The organism is Candidatus Melainabacteria bacterium (assembly GCA_003963305.1).
In the GTDB taxonomy this organism is placed as follows: Bacteria; Cyanobacteriota; Vampirovibrionia; order Obscuribacterales; family Obscuribacteraceae; genus PALSA-1081.
In genome coordinates this window covers 1-23741 of the sequence record RXJR01000004.1, presented here as the reverse complement: position 1 = coordinate 23741, position 23741 = coordinate 1, and the positions used below count along the sequence as shown (strand labels likewise).

At 45.9% G+C, this 23741-nt stretch carries 19 protein-coding genes; 13 read left to right on the top strand and 6 right to left on the bottom strand.

Features of this window, described 5'->3' with window-relative positions:
- The first annotated feature begins 100 nt into the window (after positions 1–100).
- Positions 101–535: a universal stress protein gene (locus tag EKK48_04340; protein RTL44488.1), complete on the top strand. Its 435-nt coding sequence runs from the start codon at positions 101–103 to the stop codon at positions 533–535.
- Positions 536–715: 180 nt separating this feature from the next.
- Positions 716–1474, top strand: a complete 759-nt coding sequence (locus EKK48_04335; protein ID RTL44487.1) for a hypothetical protein — start codon at positions 716–718, stop codon at positions 1472–1474.
- A 119-nt stretch (positions 1475–1593) separates the two neighbouring features.
- Here EKK48_04335 and EKK48_04330 read toward each other — a convergent pair whose 3' ends face one another.
- The 3 genes from EKK48_04330 to EKK48_04320 form a co-directional block, all read right to left on the bottom strand.
- A complete protein-coding gene (locus EKK48_04330; protein RTL44486.1) occupies positions 1594–2910 on the bottom strand; it encodes a hypothetical protein in 1317 nt (438 codons plus the stop codon).
- An 81-nt stretch (positions 2911–2991) separates the two neighbouring features.
- Complete coding sequence (locus EKK48_04325) at positions 2992–3417, bottom strand: hypothetical protein (GenBank protein RTL44485.1); 426 nt, start codon at positions 3415–3417, stop codon at positions 2992–2994.
- Positions 3401–5617: a hypothetical protein gene (locus tag EKK48_04320; protein ID RTL44484.1), complete on the bottom strand. Its 2217-nt coding sequence runs from the start codon at positions 5615–5617 to the stop codon at positions 3401–3403. The genes EKK48_04325 and EKK48_04320 overlap by 17 nt, the downstream gene beginning before the upstream one ends.
- A gap of 351 nt (positions 5618–5968) precedes the next feature.
- Here EKK48_04320 and EKK48_04315 point away from each other — a divergent pair, with 351 nt between their 5' ends.
- The 3 genes from EKK48_04315 to EKK48_04305 all read left to right on the top strand — a co-directional run bounded on the left by EKK48_04315 (position 5969) and on the right by EKK48_04305 (position 8939).
- On the top strand, positions 5969–6469 hold the full coding sequence (locus EKK48_04315) for a hypothetical protein (protein RTL44483.1): 501 nt from the start codon (positions 5969–5971) through the stop codon (positions 6467–6469).
- Positions 6470–6532: 63 nt separating this feature from the next.
- Positions 6533–7384 (top strand): hypothetical protein, encoded by an 852-nt coding sequence (locus EKK48_04310; GenBank protein RTL44482.1) that lies wholly within the window; start codon positions 6533–6535, stop codon positions 7382–7384.
- 232 nt (positions 7385–7616) lie between these two features.
- A complete protein-coding gene (locus EKK48_04305; GenBank protein RTL44481.1) occupies positions 7617–8939 on the top strand; it encodes a citrate synthase in 1323 nt (440 codons plus the stop codon).
- On the opposite strand, the gene EKK48_04300 is transcribed toward EKK48_04305, so the two are convergent.
- Together EKK48_04300 and EKK48_04295 are read right to left on the bottom strand one after the other, a co-directional pair.
- Positions 8929–12600, bottom strand: a complete 3672-nt coding sequence (locus EKK48_04300; protein ID RTL44480.1) for a hypothetical protein — start codon at positions 12598–12600, stop codon at positions 8929–8931. The genes EKK48_04305 and EKK48_04300 overlap by 11 nt on opposite strands.
- Positions 12601–12890: 290 nt before the next feature.
- Complete coding sequence (locus EKK48_04295) at positions 12891–13202, bottom strand: antibiotic biosynthesis monooxygenase (protein RTL44479.1); 312 nt, start codon at positions 13200–13202, stop codon at positions 12891–12893.
- A gap of 1165 nt (positions 13203–14367) precedes the next feature.
- On the opposite strand from EKK48_04295, the gene EKK48_04290 reads away from it, so the two are divergent.
- The 6 genes from EKK48_04290 to EKK48_04265 all read left to right on the top strand — a co-directional run bounded on the left by EKK48_04290 (position 14368) and on the right by EKK48_04265 (position 19505).
- Positions 14368–14955: a hypothetical protein gene (locus EKK48_04290; GenBank protein RTL44478.1), complete on the top strand. Its 588-nt coding sequence runs from the start codon at positions 14368–14370 to the stop codon at positions 14953–14955.
- 594 nt (positions 14956–15549) lie between these two features.
- Positions 15550–16341: a hypothetical protein gene (locus EKK48_04285; GenBank protein ID RTL44477.1), complete on the top strand. Its 792-nt coding sequence runs from the start codon at positions 15550–15552 to the stop codon at positions 16339–16341.
- 326 nt (positions 16342–16667) lie between these two features.
- Positions 16668–17462: a hypothetical protein gene (locus EKK48_04280; GenBank protein RTL44476.1), complete on the top strand. Its 795-nt coding sequence runs from the start codon at positions 16668–16670 to the stop codon at positions 17460–17462.
- Positions 17463–17691: 229 nt separating this feature from the next.
- Positions 17692–18210, top strand: coding sequence for a hypothetical protein (locus tag EKK48_04275; protein ID RTL44475.1), 519 nt, complete (start codon positions 17692–17694; stop codon positions 18208–18210).
- A gap of 283 nt (positions 18211–18493) precedes the next feature.
- On the top strand, positions 18494–18754 hold the full coding sequence (locus EKK48_04270) for a hypothetical protein (protein RTL44474.1): 261 nt from the start codon (positions 18494–18496) through the stop codon (positions 18752–18754).
- A gap of 187 nt (positions 18755–18941) precedes the next feature.
- Complete coding sequence (locus EKK48_04265; GenBank protein RTL44473.1) at positions 18942–19505, top strand: suppressor of fused domain protein; 564 nt, start codon at positions 18942–18944, stop codon at positions 19503–19505.
- A 343-nt stretch (positions 19506–19848) separates the two neighbouring features.
- Here the strand turns inward: EKK48_04265 and EKK48_04260 are convergent, their stop codons facing one another.
- Complete coding sequence (locus EKK48_04260) at positions 19849–20436, bottom strand: SMI1/KNR4 family protein (protein ID RTL44472.1); 588 nt, start codon at positions 20434–20436, stop codon at positions 19849–19851.
- 687 nt (positions 20437–21123) lie between these two features.
- Between EKK48_04260 and EKK48_04255 the strand changes: the two genes are divergently transcribed.
- Both EKK48_04255 and EKK48_04250 read left to right on the top strand, forming a co-directional pair.
- The gene (locus tag EKK48_04255) at positions 21124–21471 is read left to right on the top strand and encodes a hypothetical protein (GenBank protein RTL44471.1); all 348 of its coding nucleotides are present in this window, start codon (positions 21124–21126) and stop codon (positions 21469–21471) included.
- 538 nt (positions 21472–22009) lie between these two features.
- Complete coding sequence (locus EKK48_04250; GenBank protein ID RTL44470.1) at positions 22010–23209, top strand: DUF4102 domain-containing protein; 1200 nt, start codon at positions 22010–22012, stop codon at positions 23207–23209.
- The last annotated feature ends 532 nt before the right edge of the window (positions 23210–23741 follow it).

The following is a 23741-nucleotide window of genomic DNA, read 5'->3' as shown; positions in this document are numbered from 1 at the left end:
GTCAGCTCTGCCTTAAAGTTGCACGGGATTGTGCTCGCTCTTCCCATATTTGTTGTCAAGTTTGCGATACTACTAGCTGTGCTTGTCGGGAGGAAGAAACATGAAACTCATAGTCGCTATAGAAGGCGAGGAAAGTGCACGCGCTGCGCTCGATTACATCGTCAAAGAGAATTATCCAAGCGATACGCAGATGCATCTGGTGCACGTGATCGTGCCGGGTTTCGCGGATGTTTCAGTAGCTGGAATCCCGGATGTCGCTGCTGAAGAGAGGAAAGAAGAGCAAACTCTCTTGGCAGAGATGGCTCGCACCGTGAAGGAAAAACTCGGCATCGAGGCTTCCGTAGATATCCTGTCCGGTGAAACTGCCGCAGTTATTGCTGACGCCTGCAAGAAATTTGACGCTGACGCTGTCATTACTCCGAGTCACGTGCGCCACGGATTTAGCCGTATCTGGTTCGGCAGCGTGGCAGACGAGATAGTCGACGCCGCTCCATGCAATGTGATCGTGCTGAAAATGGACAAGCATACGGTCTAGCACATGTCAGTTGCTTGCCTGCCTGGAGGGCATGGACTGGTCGTGCACTTCGCGTTTCTTTCAGAGCTGCGCGATTTTCTCGACGATATGATTCGGGTGGACACCATGACTGAAACCGCTTCTGTTGCTTTTCAGTCTATCTTTTTGCAATCCATGTTTGTACAGGATTAGTGAGGCACCATGCCAAAAGCTGTGGTGATGACCGGCATATTCATATTCCTTTCGTTCTATTCGAATGGTTTTGCGGCTAGTGCTCATGCCCCTGAGACGGGAAAACCGGGCTGGGAATTTGTGCTCCAGCACGAAGACGGTGTCAGGCACCGAGTTGGTGTTTGGCACGATGGACTGCGGATAGACGATGGAACCGTTTCGACCATCTATCGTGCTGACGCGATACCGGAAATAGTGATATTGAGCGAAGAAAACCGAACATACGCCGCAATGTCCTTATCGAAACTGCTCGCCGTTTCACTGCTACCGCCAATGGTATCACCAGATCAGAAATATTTTATGAGACTAGAAAAACGCACAAAACAGAGTGGTGTAACAATCCAATACTATGCAGGTTGTGATCTCAATACTAAAAAGACGATTTTCAAGCTCGGTGTTGTCTCAGGAATTGCTTCCACGAAGGTTGACAATGCTGCTTGCGCTATCGGGCTTTTACCTCAACTGGCGGGAGTTCCAGTCTATGCTGAACGCCTCGTTAAGGGGAAAATGGTTCCTTTTCTTATTCTCGTATCTGCAGAACGTAAATCAATTGATTTAAGGGCGCTCAACCTCAGTAGGAATTACCAGAGGGTTTCGACTCCACTCGAGTTGATTTTTCGCAGGGGGTCTAAGCCCATGGATCAGGGCGACCTGGATGACATATTCATGAGCAAGCCTAAGAACCCCGCACAACCTGCATCGCGGTTCAGCAGTGATAAGTATCCATAAGTCGGTACTCGATTAGCTCTTACGCGTTCATTGATTTACTATTTACCCACTGAACTTGGCGTATTGAGAAGGGGAGTCTAGGCAGCGGACCAGGACTTGTGAGCACATTCATTTTGCAATCATTTGGTGCTCATTCGGCTCAAGCGGATACCAGCAGGCGTTACGGATAGAAAAGTTTTGGACACCGGGTGGAAGTGAATTGGTACTAGTGATGGCTCCGTATGCAGGCGCTCACCAGTTGAAACATCCCAGACACTGGTGCCATGATCATCGTGTACGGAGAACAGATAGTTGTCGTAAAACAGTGACGGCGCAAGTTTCTTTGGCGTCCACGCTCGCGGAGAACGTGTCTGCGGACCCGGAAACCAATTCAGCTCGTGACCTGTTTTTACATCAAACAATCTGATGGCTGGAATCAACCATTCATCATCATGACCCCAACCCCAAATTGCAATTGTCGAGTTATCGACCCAACAGAGGGGGCCATCCCAATAATAAGCGCGATCTGCGAGTTCTTTGAGAGACGGTCCGTCTTCTGATTCCCATGGGTTTTGTTCGAGCCAATCTACGAGATTCCAGGAACGAATAACTCCTCGGGGCGACCAAACCCACCCATTGTCCGCTATCCAGTTTCCACCTGGGGATACCACGAGTTCGGCGTGAAAGTAGTCTAGATGATGTTCATGGTGCCCACTGTCTTGTGTAGAGGAGGTGGTCTCGCGTTCGGTAAGTACTCTGCCAGTGGCTGGATCTATGATGTCTAGCCGATTCCAGGCTGTGCCTACAACCAGTAATGATTGAGATTTATATTCAAAGAAGGCAACGGGAAAACGGCTGTTTTCGGGACGATAGTTACCCCGGTCGATACGAGCAGAAACTGCTCCAGTCTGAAGATCGAACACGCAGCCTTGTTGTTTTGATGCCCCGAAAACTGCAGCAAAATCATGCTTTGGAGCAATACGCAGCTCCGTCTCATCGTCAAGGTCGAATCCCAGGTTAGTCAGTTGGAAGAGGGTTCGCATCTTGTTCTGGGTAGGATTGATTATCGCAAGTTCCCCAGAGTCGAAAAGTACGAACCAATCGTCAGGTGATTTTGAATGCGGTTGAATATCGATTGTTTTTCCATCAAAGCTCTGTGGATAATCGTAATATTCAAAGTGTATTGAAGAAGAACGTTGCTTGACCTCGGGGCTGCCAACTACCCCATTACAAGCGGTAGCCTCAGTTTGGCAATTTTCCAATATTTCATTGATGGATGTCAGTAGGCTTTCGGGTAAATCTGGGAATTGGTTTGAACAAGCAAGACAAACCCAATAGAATTCCTTTCCGCTACCGCTAAACCAAGTTATATAGCCATCTTCCGGTGCCGCTGCCACGTGTTGACAAATGCCTAGCGGATTTCCATGAGGATTTAATTCGGATCGTTTTGCGCTCATAAGTCATTTGCTGTAGTTGTTCGGGAACATTCTACTGGTATTGCTCATAGTGTCATAGTGAGAGAGCACCCGGTTAGTGTATTAGAAGTCGACGTCAGTCTGTTCATCCTTCTTTGACTCGAGAAAGCTCAACTCTTCCATACTTTCAACCGCCATTTTATTGAACTCGTTGATTATGCGCATCAGCCGCAACATCTGATGTTGATCTGGTTGCACTTGCCTGGCATATCTATTCAAGTCTCTGGTCAAGAGGCGCAACACGACATCACAACTGTGAAGCACGTTACGCGATCTCTCCTGCATCAATGTATCCACATTCTTACCGCTCTGAGCAGACCGATATTGGTTACGCAGAGCAATCCACTCGCCTTCATCTCGCCAGCGCTTGAGAATGTCTTTGGGTACTCCCGTTTTTCGAGCAAGAATACGCAGATCTGCAGTCGGCATCGACAAGAACTGGCTCAGAGCCTCCTGATGTCTTCGTAAATTGTCAGTGAATTCCGACATCTTCCTTTGCTTCGCTTGATTCCTTGCGCGTTTTCTCGAACCATTCACGGGCTTTGCTTTGAGATCTGAGTGAGGAGCCCTGATAGCTGGCTTCGCCTGATTTCGCGTTACTTTCGTGTTGCGCTTGTTCCAAGCGCTCCGTCCATATTTTCGAGGTGTTGGCATCCTTTTTCACGTAGATCCCATCTCTATACAATCGTGCCAGCTGGCGATAAGCCGCAATGTCGTTCATGTTGGCAGCGGTTGTGTATAATTCGAACGCTTTTTTGAGATCCTTTTTGGTGCCTAATCCCGATTCGTAGAGAAGCCCCAGGTTTACTGTTGCTGCTGCGTCGCCAAGTTCAGCGGCTCTTTCATAGTATTGGAATGCTTGATCAAAATCTGGAGGTTTACTATGACCGTAAAGGTCACCCAACCCATTCAAGGCGTTCACCTCGCCGTGCTGAAAGGCACGGGTATACCAGCTAATAGCCTTTTTCAAATCTTTAGTAACGCCCAATCCATAGTGATAGTGTAAACCCATCAAGTACTCTGCTTTGGGAATTCCACCTTCTGCACCACGTGATGTCCACTCAAATGCTTGGGTGTAATTTTGTGGTACTCCATATCCGTTAGCGTAGAGCGCACCGATATTTGTTTCCGAACTGTGGTTGTTCAACGCAGCAGCCTTCTGATACCAGAACATCGCCTGTTTATAGTCAATTGGAATACCTTCCCCGTTTTCGTACATCAATGCTAAGTTGTGCATTGCCAGTGGATTGCCAAGCTCGGCAGCTTTCTGATTTAGCTCAAATGCCTTTTTGAAATCTTGTTCAACGCCTTTGCCTGTTTCATAAAGTAGCGCTTCTGAAACGAGTCCGTCGGTGTCGCCCTTCTTGCTTGCCAGTCGATACAGCTTCAGTGCTTTGGCGTAATCTTTTTTAGTGCCGGCACCATTCTCTTGCATGTAGCCTTCGATTTCGATTTCCTGCGCCGTTTTATTAGCGTACGGGTCGTTGAAAAAGTAGAACATTCCTCCAGCAAGAACGAGGCTGATCGCGAATGTCATACCTATCCGTTTAACTAATCCCTTGCGCTGTGCCCGAGCGGCAATCCGTATTGATGGACGGCTTACTTGCACCGCTCGTTCTTCGAGAATCTTTTGCAGATCTGAAGCCAAATTACTTGCTGTCTGATATCGATCGCCTGGTTGTTTTTCCAGGCAGTGCAAAATCACTTTGTCGAGGTCCTCTGGAATCTTGCCAGTGGCTTTCTTGGATGGTGGCACTGGTTCATCCTGGATGTGTTTTAGTACAGTCTTCATGGCATTGTCTGCAATGAATGGCGGCTCACCCGTCAGTACTTCGTACATGACGCATCCCAGTGAATAGATATCGGTGCGCGCATCTTGTTCGTTGCCGATACATTGCTCCGGCGCCATATAAAGAGGACTGCCGAATATTTCGCCGGTCTGAGTAAGTTGCTGTGTCGGACGAGAATCAGCGTTCTTAATTTTGGCTATTCCGAAGTCGATTATTTTTGCAATTTCCGCCTGATCGTGATTTTCGATGATGATGTTGCTGGGTTTTAAGTCCCGATGCACAACTCCTTTTGCATGCGCGTGATCGATTGCCTCAGCAAGTTGTATAAAAATGAGCAGAGCACGTTGAGCGTTGAACGGACCCTGTTGGTTGAGCAATGTTGTCAGGTCTTTGCCATCCAAACAGTCCATTACAATGTACGGCGCACCGGAAGTGCCGATTCCGTGTCCATAGACCGCGCCAAGATTGGCGTGCGTAAGCGCTTGAGCTGCCAGGGCTTCTTGTCGAAATCTTCGCAGAGAGGTTTGATCTTGAACCAATTGCTCACTGAGAATTTTGACGGCTAATATTTTGTCCAGGGTCTTGTCTCGTACTTTGTACACGGATCCCATGCCGCCCACGCCGAGAACCGAAATTACCTCAAACTGTTCCCCGAGTATTGTTTGAACATCCGATAAAGTGACTGTCGGAGCTTGTATATTTGCCGTTGCAGCATCTGAAGCCTCGCTTGCAAGGGCATTTGCTTTTTCGAGATCAGATTCGAGACAAATGCAGCGCGAGCTCCGAAAAAGCAGGTCTGTTACCGGGTCTTCTCTGTCAAACTCGAGAGGTTTGTGGCAGCTGCCACAAACGAGCCTCTGTTGGAATTTGTCTTTTGTTTGAGTTTCGATAGCGTCCATTTTACATTTGTACCCATAAAGGGGACCGAGATACGATAAATGGGTTGCTAGTGACTGAGTATCTGCATTTCGCGTGCACTCGAAAAAGGTGTCATCATGTCTACTGCCGAAGGAAACAATCTTCTGTGCGAGCTGACCTGGTGATATCGTCAATTCGTACAAGTCAACTCTGAAAGTGCGTCGCTTTTAAACTCCAGGGTTTTCACGATTCTAAAGCCTTGTTGTACCAAATAGTATGTGAAAGTGGAAAAGCACGGAGGAGATATGGGAAAGCTTCCAAGGAGATCAATGGGATGGATCTGCTCCTTGACATTCGTGGTTGCATTGGTCCTGATCTCAGGAGTAGCGTCCATGGCAGCTGAAAGTTGGGGTACACCACACAACGGGCTGCAAATTTCACTTTCGGCATCCGGTGCTAATGTGTTGAATGTTTCGCTACGAAATAACAGCGAGCAAGACACTATGCTAAACCTCGGCTTCATGCTGGCGCCCGGAGTAGTCACAACCAGAGCGGGCAAGGACAACTTTGTGCCGAACAAGCAGTATCAATATCCTGAGGCGATTACTCTCGTCCTCGTTGATACGTCCGGTAAGTCAACCGAACTCGAGCTAGTCGGTCCTCCTGGCGTTGCCGGAACTCTGGAACCATTTGAAGTCCCACTGCCGAGCGGAGCTACATACTCCATTCAAACACCCTTGAGTAAATACTGGGACCCAAAAACATTTCGAAGAGTTGAAAAAGGAACAGTGCAACTCAGCGCAAAATTCACATCCAAAGTCACCGGGGCAGATAAAAACAAGCGCTATTGGACTGGCACCATATTGTCGAATACGGTCACAGTCAAACTATAGATTTGGGATTTGCAGGCAGATGTTATTCTGAACCTATTCACACAAATATTTCGGAATAGAGATTTGAGCGAAGCACTAGTGACTTTCATGATGAACCGGGCGCAATTAAAGCGCAGTGTTAGCGCGATCCGCGAGAATGTTGATTTCGTTTTGAATGAAGTCAAAGATCTCGAGCTTTCACAAGAGACCAAAAATCTGACCGAAGAGACATTCGCAAATTTTGGAAGATTTCTCGATGAATACATGCCGAACTTCAAACGGATCGAAACAACACTGGGCAAGTTTCTCGACGCTCCCGATACTCGTTTAGCCGACGCACTGAAAGTTGCGGTGACATCAATTGATCTGAGAGCGCAACTTCTCGAAGTCCACAAGCTGGTGAAATTGTTAGAAGACGACGGCGGAATACTATTCATTCTGGTCGCCGAATCAGCTGCGAATATTCTCAATGCACAAAATGATTTTCACAAACATGCAGACGAGCTCATAGAAGCAGTCGAGAAGACCACACAGGAGCTCAGCGGCACAACAGTAAAACTTGAGTCATTCACAATGCCCTGCGCTTTCTGCGGAGCAGAAGACTGTGCCAGTTTTTGCGTGGTTGATTCTGAAAGCCGCCATCCCTTCTACGGGCTGTCAGAAAAATCGGGCACGGGCTCTCTTGTTGTCAATCATGGCGAGACGCTGACAATTCTGGACAGGGCACAGCTGCAACTCGTTCGCGCTGCTATTGCAAAACAAGACCTCGAGCCACTTCTGGAATTACTCGATACTGTCGACACATGGTGCCATCGATGTTCACTAGCGTTCTGCTCCGAACATTGGACAGACATCCAACCTGTATTTGACGACGGCTTTTACGACTGCACTTACGCTACTTGTCCAAAAGGTCATCGCATTATGATTGACGATTAGGCTGAAACCGCAGGAATATACTCAAAATCTAGACTAAAAATCGGAAGTAAACAGGCGCTTTCTCCGCTTCACGATAAACGGCTTCAAAGATGCTACCCTGCCCTGCTCCCCAGAATTCGTTCCAGTAAGAAACCTAGACAGCTATCTGCTTAAGGATATTAAGCTACAATCCGAGCAGCTTTGCGAGCGAAAAGATGGCTTTGAGTGTTGCTATACTTCCCATGTGTTATCGATGTCTTTTAGAGGACGGCCTGTGAATAATGAAACGCTGACAATTACCGACAATCGTACGGGGCGAAAATATGAGTTGGCGATAACTGACAACACTATCCGGGCTAACGACCTCAGGCAAATCAAAGTCGATGCCGAGGATTTCGGGCTTATGACTTACGACCCATCCTTCATGAGTACTGCTGCCTGCCGCAGCTCAATTACTTTCATCGACGGCGAGCGCGGCATTTTGCGCTATAGAGGTTATCCGATTGAGCAACTGGCTGAGAAGGCTAGCTTTCTTGAAGTTGCCTACTTGCTCAATCAAGGCGCACTCCCGGACCAGAAGCAGTTCGATCGCTGGACTGATGAGATCAAAACTCACACTTACGTACACACGAACATTACCAAGTTCCTGGAGGGCTTCCGCTATGACGCGCATCCCATGGGGATGATGCTCAGTACTGTTAGTGCTCTATCTACGTTCTATCCAGACGCCAAGAACATTCGTGATCCAGAAAACCGCTATTTGCAACGGGTGCGCCTCCTGGCAAAGGCACCTACGATTGCAGCATTTTCATTTCGCCACTCACGCGGGCTTCCATTTGTTTTTCCTGACAACGATCTTGATTATGTTGGTAACTTCGTCAACATGACTTTTAGCATTGGCGGGCGCCACAAACCAAACCCAGTGTTGCAGCGGGCTCTGGAAGTTTTGTTCGTGCTGCATGCCGATCACGAGCAGAATTGTTCCACCAGTGCAGTGCGCGCCGTCGGCTCCTCGCATGTGGATCTGTTTTCCGCTGTTTCTGCCGGTATTGCGGCGCTTTACGGTCCTCTGCATGGGGGCGCCAATGAAGCGGTGATCAAAATGCTCGATGAAATCGGTTCGGTTCAGAATGTTCCAAACTTCATTAAGGAAGTCAAGGAAGGGAAAAGACTCCTCATGGGCTTTGGGCATCGCGTCTACAAGTCATACGACCCGCGCGCAAAGTTGATTAAACAAATCGCTGATGAGGTGTTCGATCAAACCGGTCTCAATCCAAAGCTCAAAATCGCTCTTGAATTGGAGCGCATTGCTCTGGAGGAGGATTATTTTGTCTCGCGCAAGTTGTACCCCAATGTCGATTTCTACTCAGGTTTGATTTATCAAGCAATGGGTTATCCTACTGATTACTTCACAGTGCTCTTTGCCCTGGGTCGGATGCCAGGTTGGTTGGCGCAGTGGGAAGAAATGCTGCTTGACGACGATCAAAAGATCGCACGCCCGAGACAGATTTACACCGGTTCTGAAGAGCGTCCGTACGTGCCGATGGAAAAACGGAAAACGTCTGTTACGGCGTAAGTTTTGCTCGCTGTGGCCGGCTGCTGAGTGGTCTTAACCTCAAGGTGCGTATTAGCCGTTTTGCTAAGTAAGATTTTGGCTGCTTCCGCAGATACTGCATCAAAATCTGTCGTGCCTGCATGTTTTTGTGAAGTGCCACCAAGCATAATGCCTGAGTCACCGCACTCTCTTTCGAGTTTTTTGCCAATGCTGCCCGCAGTGTAAGTGTTTCAGTTTTGTCAGTTCTCGCCTCGCCTCGGATTAGGTGCTTCAGCGTTATCGCCAGTGCGTTGCGCCTGTCCAAGTCCAGTGCCATCAGACACGCCTGCAACGCACTGCTTTTTTCATTTTTCAAAAACCAGCACTCGCCAAGCATCGCAAACGTCGCAGCCGTAGGCTTCGCTCTCAGCGCTGCGATGAGAATTTTTTCTGCTTCCGCGAGATTACCGGCATCCAATTGCTCAAAACTTTTTTCGTCTAAAGTTCGCCCATCAACGAGAATTTCGATTGTACGGCCTAAAGTTATTTCGCCCGGTCCTCTCCCAATTATTTTTCGCGATCCAATCTCTATATAATTTACAACTTCCTTATTGGCGTCAGTTTCCAGGTATATTATTTCGCCCTGGGGCAGGTCTAATTTCTGCAATGCCGGGTATTTCATGGCAATCATTCGCCTCACTGCCATCTTCGTCTTTGAATATGATTCTGGCAGCGTATCTTTATCAAACTGATTTGATTCACATTCGTCAAAAAGCTTTGCGGCTCGCTCTCGATATTCGCGAGCTTTTTCTTGATCTGACAAAGCTCTTGCATGATTCATAAGAAGCTCTGCAAGACTGAGTTTCAATTCCAACATTGTGGTTGGCTTGATCGTCTCAGCGGCGGCGAGCTTATCCAGTGCTTGCTCGTAGGCTAATTCAGCAAGCACAAAATCATGATTCAGTTCTGCGGCTGAGCGTAAACCCGCCAGGCTGTTTGTAAGGCAATCAAGATCTGTATCAAGTAGATTGTTCACACCTTCATGAATGCTGTCAGCGGCTAGTTTTGGCGCTGATTTCTGCAGATAGCCGTTCGCAATCGCAAGGCAACCGGCAAATCGCAGCATTTGCTTTAGTTCTGGTCCGCAGTTTAGTCTAAGAACAAAAGTCTTCCAATCTGCTATCAGGCTCGTATTGCGTTCTGAATTGCTGTCCATCTGATGTATCAGGCGCTCCATTTCGGAAATTGCATTGAGCGATGCATCAAAGTTTTCAGAGATTCCGGGAATGACGCGGTTAGTGTATCTATGTTCTCTTGCGCTCCACGAGTTCGGTCTTAAGACGTTGGTTGGATGTTTGGCGCATTCTGTTTCAACGTACTTAAGCCTGTCCTGCCAAATCTTTGAAGAGTTTTTCGGACCTTTTGATTGCCGTTCTCGGATATCAATCATTATTCGCAGTAAAGCGATTTGGTGATCTTCGCGATACTGCATGATGAGATCTTTAAAAGCACTGTCATGATTTTCTCGAAAGTTTCCGTCGTCGCAGAATGGTTCAGAACGCGTCGCAACTTTGCGCAAACGTTCTCCTATTTCTGCATCTGGAAATATGACCAATTGTTTTATCAGAGAGACCGTGCAGTCGTCATATTCTGAAATTGGGCCGTAGCTGCAATATGCTTGTATCGCTCTATCGAGTGACGCTCTGGCCGCCGACAGCTGCTTCATCTCGGTAGCGGTTCTTGCGAAGTCGACCAATGCCTCAGTCAACTTTAGCGGTTTGTTCGCACCCTTCGACATGGCGATCAGTACATCCTTGCATCTTTCGTTTATCAAGTATTGTTGGCGGTGCAGCGTCTCTTCATTTTTCAGCCGACTCGCAGCGTTTACCTGTTCCCTAAATTCTTTTGCTTTATTGCGCTCACTTTCAATAATTTCTGATTGTGTCGTGACTACTGCCTCTGCAGCAGCGTGATCTTTTACGAGTGCGCTTATGTCAGCGAGTAGTTTGCGTGCCTCGTCTCTGCGACTAATGCGTCCCCAGAAAAAATATCTGTCAACGGCCTCGGATAAATCTTTTCTGGCAGATTCATACTGCCCAACTCCGATCTCTGCTTTCGCCCTCTGATAGAGTTGATCTGCTTCTGGCTCTTTCGGAAAGGCTTGTTCAAAAATAGTCAAAGCTTCCGCAAATTTTTTCTGCTCCAGAAGATAATTACCCTTGTCCATTAGAAGTTGATTACCAGTGTCTGCGCTGATCTGAGTAGCATTTTTCGATTGTGCGGATTGTAATTTTATTGCTTGATTTATTGCAGTTACAGCCTGCTCGAGGTCGTGTTGTTTCGCTGCGATTTCGGCTTTGTAAGTCAGTGCTTGCACATTGGTTGGATCTTTCTTAAGAGTATCCTCAATGAGGCCCGCATAGACCTTTAAACTATTTTGGCCAGCGCGAGCAAGAGATGTCCTAAAGAACGGGTCGTTTAGATACTCGGCTGAAAAAAATGGTATTGGTTGCCTGGGTTGCGGATAGACCGTGTCGGCAGAATAAACTTGCGCCAACCATATTGCGTTGAAGCCGCCCACTCTCGAGACCAGCACCAGCAAGCCTGCGGGTACTTTGTAAACTTTGGAGCCTCGATATTCCGTGTGTTTCTCATCGTACTCAGGAAGTGGTTTACCCAACAGATGTTCCAGTTCAGCGCTGGTCAGAACACAAACTTCTGGTTTGAGCCACATCGAAATTCGCTGTCCATTAGCCAGTTTTTCGATTTCAGGCTTTGGCACTTCATTAGAATCGCGAGCTGCTTGATGTTTCGACAAAGTTTGTTTTCTGCTGGTACCTTCCTTACCGACGGCCGACCACAGCTCTTCCAATACACCTGTTTCAAAAATGTCGTTGCGTGAAGCTAAGGCTTCAAGAAGATGGAGAGTTCTCTTGTGATTTGACATCGGTGGCGCCAAGTCGTGGATTGTAATTTTGGTATGTCTGCTACCTGTATCGAGACCGGATGCCGCATCAATACACGCCTGTGCACAGGCGGTCGAACCGTCGATAGCAAACAGCTTGGCTGCGTCCATGAACGAATTTACTGCCGTGGCTACTTCTCCATTTTTTTCCTGCGCCACTGCTAAAACATATTTATGAATGGGCTTATGGTGTGAGTTGGAGAGGTCTCCCACTTTCGACATTAACACTTCAGCTAAGCGATTTTCTCCTAACTCTATCGAGAGCAATGCTAGCCTCAGTCGACATGCTTCGTCCAAATTCGTTAGCTGAGACGCCTCCTGGACGTCAGCTAACGCTTCAGATTTTAGCCCGATATGCTGATAAAGCCTGGCTCTTTCTATTAAGGCAAAGGCCTCATCTCTATCGAGAAAGGAGCTCACTGTTCGCAGTTTTTCGATTTCTGTTGACCATTCTTGGATCGCTTCTGCAAAGTGTCTGCTATTGGCCAAGTTTGCCGCTCTAAATCGGTTCACGTCGAATCCAGTGGCGCACCCTCGCTGGTGGAGTTGCTCGGAATCTGTAGGCAATGGTGTGGTCGGGTCCCAGTGCTCAGGCGCAACCAGTTGCGTGAAATAGGGTGAGTCGACAATCCGCCTGTCGAGTGCTGGTTCGGCGGCTGCGCAGCGTGTTATTGATGAGGCGATCAGGCTCAACACCAGCGTGCATTTTAGTCGTCTGCTGGCTGAACTGAGATACACGACGGAATCCTTTGAGCATTTTTCCAGGCAAGCGGTGTGATTATTTTCAGCAATTTGCATACACCGTTCATAGCTAGTAGCTGCGGTGCCAACTGCTGTTCTACATTGTTTATACCCTATGCGCTTTCGCTAGAGTTATACCGTCCGCGCCCTTCATCAACGTGTGCTCTGGTTTTAGTCTTGTCAGACGAACTTATAGAACAAAGTGTGTCGAATATAAGTAACTTCGGGGCAAGAAATAATCAAGCTCATCAGTGTCGAAATGCCTAGCTTAGCATTGTAGTTCGCTGTTATTCCGAAACATGTTTTGTCAAAAGGTCTTTTCTCACGTCCAGTTCAAAAAGCGTTTCCACAGATTCACAAGCTGCACGCATGGCTAGCTGGGCTTCGGTGGTTTCTCCTGCGTCCTTGCTGGCTGCCACCCAGCGCTCACGGCTCGGCCATTGCGCGTAAGCAATCCATCTGCCATCCGAAGCCCGGTGCAACCGTGACCCGAGTCCTCCGTATGTATTTTTTATTTCTTCCGTGCGTTTGCACCAAGCCAGTTCAAACTCTTGCTCTTGTCCCTGCCGCACTTTAAAGTTGTATATGACCGCAAACATTCAATCCTACCCACTGCATGGGGGTGTTCCCCCTGTTCGGGATCATACCTCAGTTGTAGATTAAGGTGACATGTCATTTGGTGGCAGCCATTTCCGCCTCGTTCACTCTTACTGAATTGAAAATTGATCTTGTATGAAACCACGATGCAATTTTAAAAGAGTTACTCAATCGCGATCGCGTCGATCTGTCCAGTAACAGTTTTTCTTTGTGTCCGTTGTCCTGAGCGGTTTTCTGGCTCTAACTGCATTCGTCGTCAGACGAATTAATTACGAAAACATCGACTTATTTTCACTACGTGTCATAAGTAATGCTGTCTTAAGTTTTGGCGGATAACAATTGCTGTCTTCGCACTAGGTTCTATTGTGAGTTTAGGCTGCAAGTTGTTGAATTGCACATCGTACTGATGCTCGCCTCTTCATAGGTGACTTTGCATCGTATGGATGGCATGACACGTGGAATTCGGTAATACAGACGATTTATGTTGAAGGTGAAGATCTGGTTGGATTGATTCCAAAGATCTATAATAATTCGCCGCTCCCGTAAGCTTCATATTAGCGAATGGAGAATGAAATGATGTTTTCGATAATAGCTACCATTACTCTCGTAGCGAAAGGCGGAAGAAGAGGACCAATCAAAAGTGGATATCAGTGTCCAATGTTGATTGAAAACGAACATTGGGACTGTTATGTGACATTCAGCGGCGGTTTGATTTATCCCGGAGATACGCGCTCTGGTGTAAAAATAGAATTTCTTAGCCCTGATCAAGTTGCAAAAAAGTTGAGAGTACACTCTACTTTTCATTTTACGGAAGGCCCTAGGATTGTCGTTACTGGCTCAGTTGATCAGTGTAATAGTTAGATTTTCAATTAGGAGTTCAAATACGGCACTCTTGTTAATGAAGGAGAGAATTCGAATTTCCATTGAACCTACGAACACCTAAGAGGCGTTCGTGGGTACTTTCTTTTGGCGGTATCAGTTCGAAATCATTTTTTGTAGTACGACAAAGCCGTTGATGTATGTATTTGAGACACTTTCAGATCTTTCAGACAATCTCTCAGTGGAAAGGAAGACTGTGGTAGTTTGGGTGTAATATGATTTAATCATAATCCGGTTCCACACCTATTTCAGCCCCACACCTATTTCGGCTCGCAAGTAGCATATTTCATGCACAAGTACAGTTCAATTTTCATTGACGACCGTGACGTGCGGATGTTGCGTATTCCACACGTTACGGATTCAGATTTCAAACAGTCCGTACATTTTTTTCAAGATCGAGCGGATTCAATTACGCTGCAATTGGGATCCGGAGCCCTCAAAGACTTACCAACGGAGATAACGGAAGCCTGGGTGAGTAATTTGGTCGGATCCGGTGCGGTGATTATTTGTGAAATCGCTGGACTAGAATTTCGTATGTATTTCCACTTGTCGAATGAGATAAGAATTTTTATCGAGCCGTGTGATTACCAGACCTCAGAATCAATAGAAAATCTTTTAGCCTTACTGAAGCGGTTGGCGCTCTTTCTACAGAAAAGGATTCTGTTGACAGGCAACTTCGAGCCGTCCCCTGCCGGCGATGAGCCAGTTCTTGAATTCCTGCCAACAGAAGAGGTTATTTATAATCCGCAGTTTGATAATTTCGTTGAGGCAGAGATTGAGCATCAAAAGACATTGCGTTATCTGGCGGACGCTTTTAAAAACAGGTCAAAGGACAAAGACAAACATTCATTGGACACACCAACCTCTTCGAGTTGAATTTACATCTTGGGACAGGCAATAAAAGCTGCTACGAGAATAGTCATTTATGCCGGTGAGGATGATATAGCGCTTGTTTAACTGCGAAGTGCAAACTGTGCTTCGCCGCGCTTTCCTTGTTTCGCATCGCTAAGTCGAACTTTCAGATCGACAGTTGAACTCAATTTTCTTTTGCTTAAGCTTTTAGGTACGTATTTGGCATACCTGATGTTTAGTATTAATGCTTTGTGTTCTACATAGCCTAAAATGTTCTTTTCTTGCACATGTGATCTGCCTGTCCAAATCCGAATTTGGACTTTCCCCCAAGAAGTAGACACATGGACAAACACCGAAGATTCAGTTCTACTCCTAATGGTCGAATCTGTCGCTGTTTCAGGAATTTGATAAAATTGTATAAGGATTTTTGGATCACTATAAAAGCGTACGAGCGAATCATAAATGCCAATCAGTATTGCTATTGTTCCCAAAATTCGTGCGGAAGCATAATGTCTGGGATCAGCATGAGGCGCTGGCAGTGATAGATTTGATGCGTGAGCGCAGGAATGATGCTGATTACATTGCCCTGTTCTTAGGTTCACTATAGGATTTGGAATCGTGGCAGAAAAAACACAATATAATATCGTCACTTGCGCTGAACCAACTTGGAAAGCATTTGAATTTGCAGCGAAACCAAGCCTTAATCGCATTCTAGACGCCTTTGAATTAAGTGACTTTGCTCAAAGGACTAAATACAATTTTGTCAATTTCTTTATTCAAATTGACGGCTTCTCGCCAGGAAAAGAAGACACTGTCTTTCATGATCTTCCAGACATTCACTATAAAGAGAGTCGAACTGAAAATGGTAATGCTTTGTGGGTGAGCCTCAAAATCAAGAGAGAAGATTGGATAGACATTGCCGCTCCGAGTCAACTGGAGCACTTGTTTTTTTGTAAGTTGTTTCTTGCCGGTGTACATGCGTGCCGATATTTGCGACTCAATTACCGTGGATTACTCAAGTTATTAGAAACGCAGGTTGATGAAGTAGACAGGCGTAAAATTCAACTGGAATTGCGCAATCTAGATACTCTTACTTACAATAGACGTGTTGCCAAACAGAAAAATGAATTAGAAGTAGAATTTGAGATGACTGAGACGACGAATTATTACACGGATCCTCGACCGTCCTGGAGATTGGAAGACGCCATTGATGAACATTTGCAGGCAACAGGACTCGGTTATGTGGAAGGGCACGAGGTGGGCAATAATGTGTTCACCGTATTTTGCAATTGTTATGACGCGCCGAACAAGGCGTTAACTGCCTTAAAAGACCTACCGATGACCGGATGGCAGAATGTACAGGCCACCCTTATAACCGCCAAGGAATATACTAAAGTTCAAATCAAGTAGATATCCCGTGTTGCACAGGTTTTTTGCGCCGAATCGTCTCGGTTTGATTAGACTCCGGTGGATCCACAGTTGCATGATTCTATTTCACTCTTCAATTTACATGTTTCTTTTGTGTGTCCGTTCGACAATCCTCAGGCTAGCTGGCAGGTTTCCATTTGTCTGGTGTCATCAAAGAAATCTCCAGACTTTGCGTGGAAGAGAGCATATGCTTTTCAGGTTTCGAACACACCTGTTAATGGCAATAACTTGAGGAGTCCCATTCCTTCGTACACCTACATCAGCACGGCTCCGCCGGGTACTCGCTCTCCTTCGCTCAGAGGTCCTGTATGAAGTTTGACAACCTGTATACAATAATTGCAACGCCAGAATTCTCAGACGAAAATATGACAACGGCCCTAAGCTGCGGACCCCTGTTTGAACCAGTTCTTGAAGCATTTGAAGCAACCGATTTTTCGAATAAAACTAAATATGAAAACATTTGCTTTCACTTCATGATAGACGGTTACGTTCCTGGAAAAGATGATTCCACTGTGTTTGCCCATTTACCTTCAATACATTATCGAGAGGCACGTGACGCTCAAGGACTTGGATTGCGCATTACCTTTCCGGTAAGCAGAAATTCTTGGTTGGGTTTAAATCAATCAGACCTTCAACTGCTGCTCACCAGAACTCTATTTATAATGGCTCTGCACGTTTGTCGAACATTAAAGTTGAATTCACGCCCATTGTTAGAACTATTGCCAAATATGGCTCTTAAGCAAAGAGAGTTGCTGACTCAGGCTATTTTAAGGATGGACGAGTTAACTTTTAATCGCAAACCGCAAAAGCAATTACCAGAAATTGAACTACACTGTAAATTATCTGACGAGTTAAATACGGATGTTGGACGGTTGTATCTTGTCCGGTTGCAGGACCAGTTAGATGAATTGCTACAGAGTTCAGAGTATGGGTTTGTGGCGGATCACTTTTTTGAAAATGGTCATTTCGTAATTAACATAAGATGCTATGTAAAACCGCAGGTAGTCCTAACTGAAATAAGAGGATTGGAAAAGATAAGTGAGCTCGAAGACTCTTACGCATTGCTAAAAAGCGACAAAGGAATAAAGACCCTTAAATTATAGTTTTTGCTTCCTGTCTTTGATTTTATGGAATTTTGAGAAGTCCATTAGTGGCATTGGTTTTCTCTGTACAGCTGCCACTGTTCTACTGACTTTTTAGTGAAGATCAGCTGAAAAACTATTTTTGAGTTATTGATGGCACGAGACTCGAGCCCTAAGCGGAAGCGCAACGATGACCGGAAAACAAACGTGTTATGCTGATGTCATAGCGCCATTGGATGTGTATTGATCCATGTCAACCGAATCAGATCCGTTGATCGCGCACGCGAAATCAAATATTCGCTATCAGGACGTTGACTGGTTGTTGTATCAAAAAATTGAATCTAAGTGTTTTGACAAGATTTTGCGGGAAATTCAATTGCTCTGCAAATCTCACGGACTGTTCCTTATAGAGAACGAATCGCTGTTAGAGAAGAGTCGAGACTACTTCAGCAGACACAGCTTTTATTTTTACGTGCTGTCAGTTGATATTGATCCTGCAAACCTATCAATGATAAATCTGGAAACGCTGAGGAAGTTGCGATATTTGAATGATGATTCACAGAAGAATTCGCAGGCGCAGGCAAGAGCTGTAACCGCGGAACAACGAGCGAATCTTTTGAGAGTTGATAAAAATGACCCATGTTTTCTTCTTGTCGTCTTAATACCATTCGGTGGGAAAGACGCTCCGAATGCAGTTCTTTGTACTGACGCGTGTATAACAAACGTTTTTGATATTTGGAATACGATTTATTTCCCTTTCAACACCTGAAAGTTTTGGTCTGGGTGAAATTTAGATAGGATGTCGCTTTCCTAAGTTTGAAAAGATAATGATTCATGGTTTTTGGTAGTGTTAGAGTTTGTTTTATGTGGGTGGACGATAATTGCACTTAGAATTGGAAAGCATGGTCCCAGTTGTGCGGGAATTCTTGGAGTTACAAGAAGCCCTTCTCAAGCAACTGTTTTCAGAATATCCTGCGGCGGCCGACCCAGATAAGCTTATATCAAAGGCTATACCTCCACAAGGGTGCATCCGCCTCCGCGGAGGAGACTGGTTGTTTAATCGACACGGAACAGGAGTTAGATTCGTATCCAAGAACGATGGTACTGAAGTTGACGTCGAGGAATTTATTACCGGTGTAAAAGTTTTGACTCCCTGGAGGCTCAAGTGGTTCATGGAGTCTCGCTCTATGGGCTCGCATACAGAAAGAAGCGTGAAGACTGTACTTGATGATCTCGTCGTAAAAGGATATCTCAAATTGCGGAAGAGTAAATACTCATCATCGGACAGGCAATATGAGTTGTTAGGAGAATAGCCGCAAAGATTTCATCCACTCAATCGATGGTTGACCAGGCTCGGGAGCGTTTTCTTCGCCCAGACGATATGTCGCGCTTCTTCAAAAAAGCTGGTACCGTATAAATGTCAGCAAGTGGAACTATAGAGTGCTATTGAATCGTGCGATTTTAACTAGTCTTTTTCTTTTGGCCTTCGGTACCACATTTATGCGAGTTGAAGCCATGTTGTCACCACGTTCGCTGGAAATTCAAAAGCATTACGAGACAGCCTTTGGTAGCACAGCTACTGCAATAAAATTCGACAAAGGTCCCGTACATCAGTTACCCAACGATTTCTGCGTCTTCGAAGTCCCCCCTGGAAGCAAGAGTAAAGTATGGATATACGCTACTTGCGGCATGTCATTTGGCGACTCGAAACCGATCGAAGTGTTCTTGATCTCGCCAAAGAAGGCGCCGGAATTAGTCGAACTCTTTTATGCTATTGCGCACTTCCATTTGACCGGTGAACATCTCGACAGTGGGCATACAGTCAATTTCGGAAGGCCATGGTTACCAGGATCTCGATGCGATTATGGCATTTTGTCGACGATGGAGGGTGCCAAGGTTCAATGGGCAAATATAGAAAAAAAGAAAGTCCATTTTTTGTGGCTGATACCAATAACGAAAGCTGAACGCGAATACAAAATCAAATTTGGAGTTGATGCACTCGACAAGAAGTTCGTAGAGAAAGACGTGGATTGCGAAGATCCGTTGCGGCAAAGCGCCATCTGAAAAGGCACCCTACTTATGTGCCATGATTTTGAGATGGGTTCTTGGCTATTAGTCTATTTTGAGTCAGGATGGAAAATATTGAGTTAGGGCACATAATGCGATTATTTAAGTTGCCTGTCTATGAAATACAAGTTCCTTATTTTGAGTTTCTCCGCACTCCTGCTAGTTAATGGTCTAGCAAGTATTGAATGAGCAACGTGGACTTAAATGAAAGTTCGACGGGAGCGATTCTAAGATTTCGGCGGTTCAGAATTTAGTGCATTTTTCAGTGCTCTCAAGGACCAGGCGGAAACATTCCAGAATTGCTTTCTGGCCAACTTCTATGCAGTGACGTCATTTTTGGTCAATCCCCACCAATCCCCATCGCTTTCAATTCAGCTTTTCTGTCTTTCAGAATTTTGCTGTTTCTTGCGACATAATGTGCGACGACTTCGAGCCAATTGGTGAATGAGGGAAACGTTGTGTTGGGCTCATCCTCAGATTCTTCAATCAATTGGACCGGCGGGTTGTCACCTTTTGTGGTATCGAAGTACAAGAAGTTATAGCTGCCGCACAAAAAGACAAAATCCGTTGGTTTAAGAGGAACGAGCGGCTTTAGGGTTTTGGGAGACGCATCTGTACTGTCAGCGTTTTCGTCGTTATCTTGTTCCTCTTCTTCTTCTCCTCTTATTCTCTCTATGTCGGCAAGAAGGTGTTCCGCTTCCTCCCTGGCATGTTTCAGTGCATGATATTTCCAGGAAGCATCTCGCTCAAAACGTCCAGCACCTTTTCCCATTACTGTAAGAAACTCTTTGTACGTGACCGGAAGCGACACTGCAAATTGTTCTTCCAATGCTGCTATCTCTTCATTAGTGCATCCAAGTAATTGCTCTTCTGTAACCCACTCCCACTGCTGGAGTGTCGAAACTAGATTCGATAAAGCATCATTCATCACTGATTTCCCCAAACCTTGAATTTGCTTTTAACACCTGGCACATGGCCATCTTCGTCCCAGTAGATGGCAGTACTCTTGAAAGTAATTCCACGCTTTGCGTAAAACTTTTCAGCTCCCAATATTACCCCTCACATGATTCGGATGTTGTTCCGAAAAGCTTTCGGGTACATATTCGCATCGTTTTTGGCCGGCTAACAGCCAATTTTAAATGCGATTCACCGGCCAACTAGTGTGGTCCCTATCACATTCCGAGAGTTTTGCTGCTTGTGCGAGGTTTACTGGTGTTTATAGGGAAAGGAGCAATATTTACAGTCACTTTTTATCTAATCTGAGCAACAGTGAACGTTCGAAAACTGCATCGCAAGTCCGTTTTTGAGGGAAAAAGAAGGCAATTTGTGATCTTCGTGCCTACACGAACATTGCACACATAATTTGAGCTTTTGCGTTAGGCTAGTCGGAGAGTTTTGCCAGAGTTTTGGTTCTAAACTTTGTTCACATTTATTGTGCGCAAACGACATTGGCACTCATCAAGATCCCACACGCTCACAAGTGGCTAAGACGCAAAAGGCTCGCATTGGTGCACTTTTGCAAGCATGTGCTGAATTGTAGTTTTCAATTTTTCTGCAAAAACATGTGAATGCCACCAAAAAATGACTACACTAGAGACGATTATCGAGAATGACAATGACAAACAAATACAACTACCAGGCGATTGTGTGCGCTCTGTTTTTACTTGGCTCTTCAACTTATGCCATTGCTGATCAAATTGATGAACAACAATTAGAGTTTTTGAGTGAAGTGAATGTCGCAAAAAACCAAGGCGAAATCACCGCAAAACAGGCGGCACAGCTTGATAAAGAGATGAAAGAGTTTAGTAAATTAAAGCGAAAACTGAAAGAGCAGCACGCGGATGTGCTGACTGCACAAGACAAGATGCAGTTAAATCAAGCATTGAACAGACCACGTCAACTTTTAGAAACTATGCGGAATAGCAGGGTGCCGGTTGCGAAAAGCAAAAGTGTTGGGAATTAAAGGACTAGCCGAACAGGCGTCCATCACTTACAGTTTTCAGGTTTTGGCAACGTCCACGAGCTGCGATCTCTGGGATTGAGCATTTTACCAGCGTCGATAAATGGCTTCGACCTGCTTGGGGGATCATGTCCTCATTGTTTGATGCTTGCAAGGTTCTCGAGGATACACAGTTTGGTTCACACTGCGACATCCTTGTCGCCATAGTGAGTTCGCCTGTGGGCATTAGCCGGCTCTGATTGTTAAAAACCTAGCCGATGAGGGGATTCGAACCCCTGACCTACGGTTTACGAAAAATACTAGTATCGTATATGGTGACATCTGGAGACGTTGCTTATTTGCGACTCTTCGGTGTAGACTGGCTTTAGGGCTGGATTCTAATGTTTATCAAATTCACTCTTGATTGATGAAATTTTCTGTACAAAGTGTCCTCTTAGTGTCCTGAACAACTTTCGCATACTTCAGTCAAACATTCCAGCTCCATCATTATTCTTTCGGCACCATTGAACATCTCGTGGTGTAGCAATGCGGGGCAAGCATCATGGCTAAGCGATTCAATTTCACACAGAAGAGGCTGGATGAAATAACAAAGTCACCAGACCAGGCTGAATTTTACGACGAACAAATTAGGAATTTAACAGTCAGACGCAGCACCAAGAATCTGTCGTTTTACGTGCGGCGCAAAGTTAAGGGGCAAGGACTTCGCGTGTACATTGGCCGTTATCCTGAGATGAGCATTGAGCAAGCTCGAAAGAAGGCTAGCGAAGTTCTCTTCAACATCGCGAACGAAAGCTTGATCTTGCCAACGGAAAAACGACTGCAAGAGTCGCTGATGTGCACCGACCCCGTTGAAGCGCCTAAAATTCCAACTGTCTACGAGTTGTTTGAGCTGTATATAAGTAATCATGCTGCAATTCATTGCATAAGACATGAAGAGATGCGCAAGGACTTTAAGCGATACGTGTGGGATTGGCGAAACCGACCACATACCTCAATTACGAAACTTGATGTTCTTTCGCGCTTCAATGCAGTGAGACAGAAAAACGGACCGATGGCGGCAAATCATTTACTGATTTTGATGAGAGCGGCTCTGAACTGGAACATACGGAATGGAGTCATTGAGACTAACCCATGGTCGGGCGTAAAACAGAACAAGATCCAACCGCGCGAACGTTTCCTTATGCCCAACGAAATGAACGCGTTCTTCGCGGCGCTGAAGCAAGAAGATGAGACATTCCAGGACTACGTTTTAATCAGTCTGTACACGGGCGCACGACGAACTAACGTGCTTGAGATGCGCTGGGAGGATATCAACTTTCAGCTCGCGGTTTGGAGAATTCCGAAAACCAAAAACAAGGAATCTCATTATGTGCCGTTGACCTCTTCTGCTATGGATCTACTTCGACGACGTTGGGAAGCACGCACAAACATTTGGGTATTTCCAGGGAAGAAACCGGGCTCCCATCTTGTTGAACCGATGAAAGCCTGGCGGCGGATGCTAAAGAAAGCTGGAATAACAGATTTGAGATTGCATGATTTGCGTCGGACATTAGGAAGCTATATGGCAATGAGCAATCAAAACATAAAGATCATTAGCCAAGCGTTAGGACACAAGTCTATGGCGTCGACTGAAATCTACACCAAGCTTATGCATGACCCGGTGAGACTTGGCATGGAGAGCGCAGAAACTCAAATACGGAAGTACACCGAACTTGACGTCGATGACGCACGTTTGTTTTGAGTAAGGATCAGAACTTTTGTCAGGCGTGGCCGAGGGGTTATTCGTGGTAATCGGCCCAATCGCCGTGCTTTTACACCAAACCGCCTTCCTGGGCTTTGTAATTTTTTGAAGGAAGATAGAAAAATTCGTTCCAATTTAAAATACTGGAACTGCAGTCGATTCGAAGTTCCCAAGGGTCTTTGGCATTATCATCGCAGACAGCGCTATCACCTTTCCCGTGCACATTATCCCGGATGGAGTCAACAACAAAAGAGCGCAGTAGGTCACTGATTTGAGACGTTTTACAGAGTCAGGCGTCACGTCATCACCCTGGTTGTGCATCTAAAGCTCGCTATGATGATCCACTCACATCGTATAGGATTACAATCGTATGCGCTAGGAACCCCTTTCGCAGCGCGCGATCAGAGTCCACGCAGAAAAATCCGAAACTCTGTCTGTGAATTTCGCGCCAGGGCGACCACCCGCAACGAGAACAGGCGGCCATCGAGAACACACTTGACGGCCACTCACATCGGTAATCGCGGCCACTGAA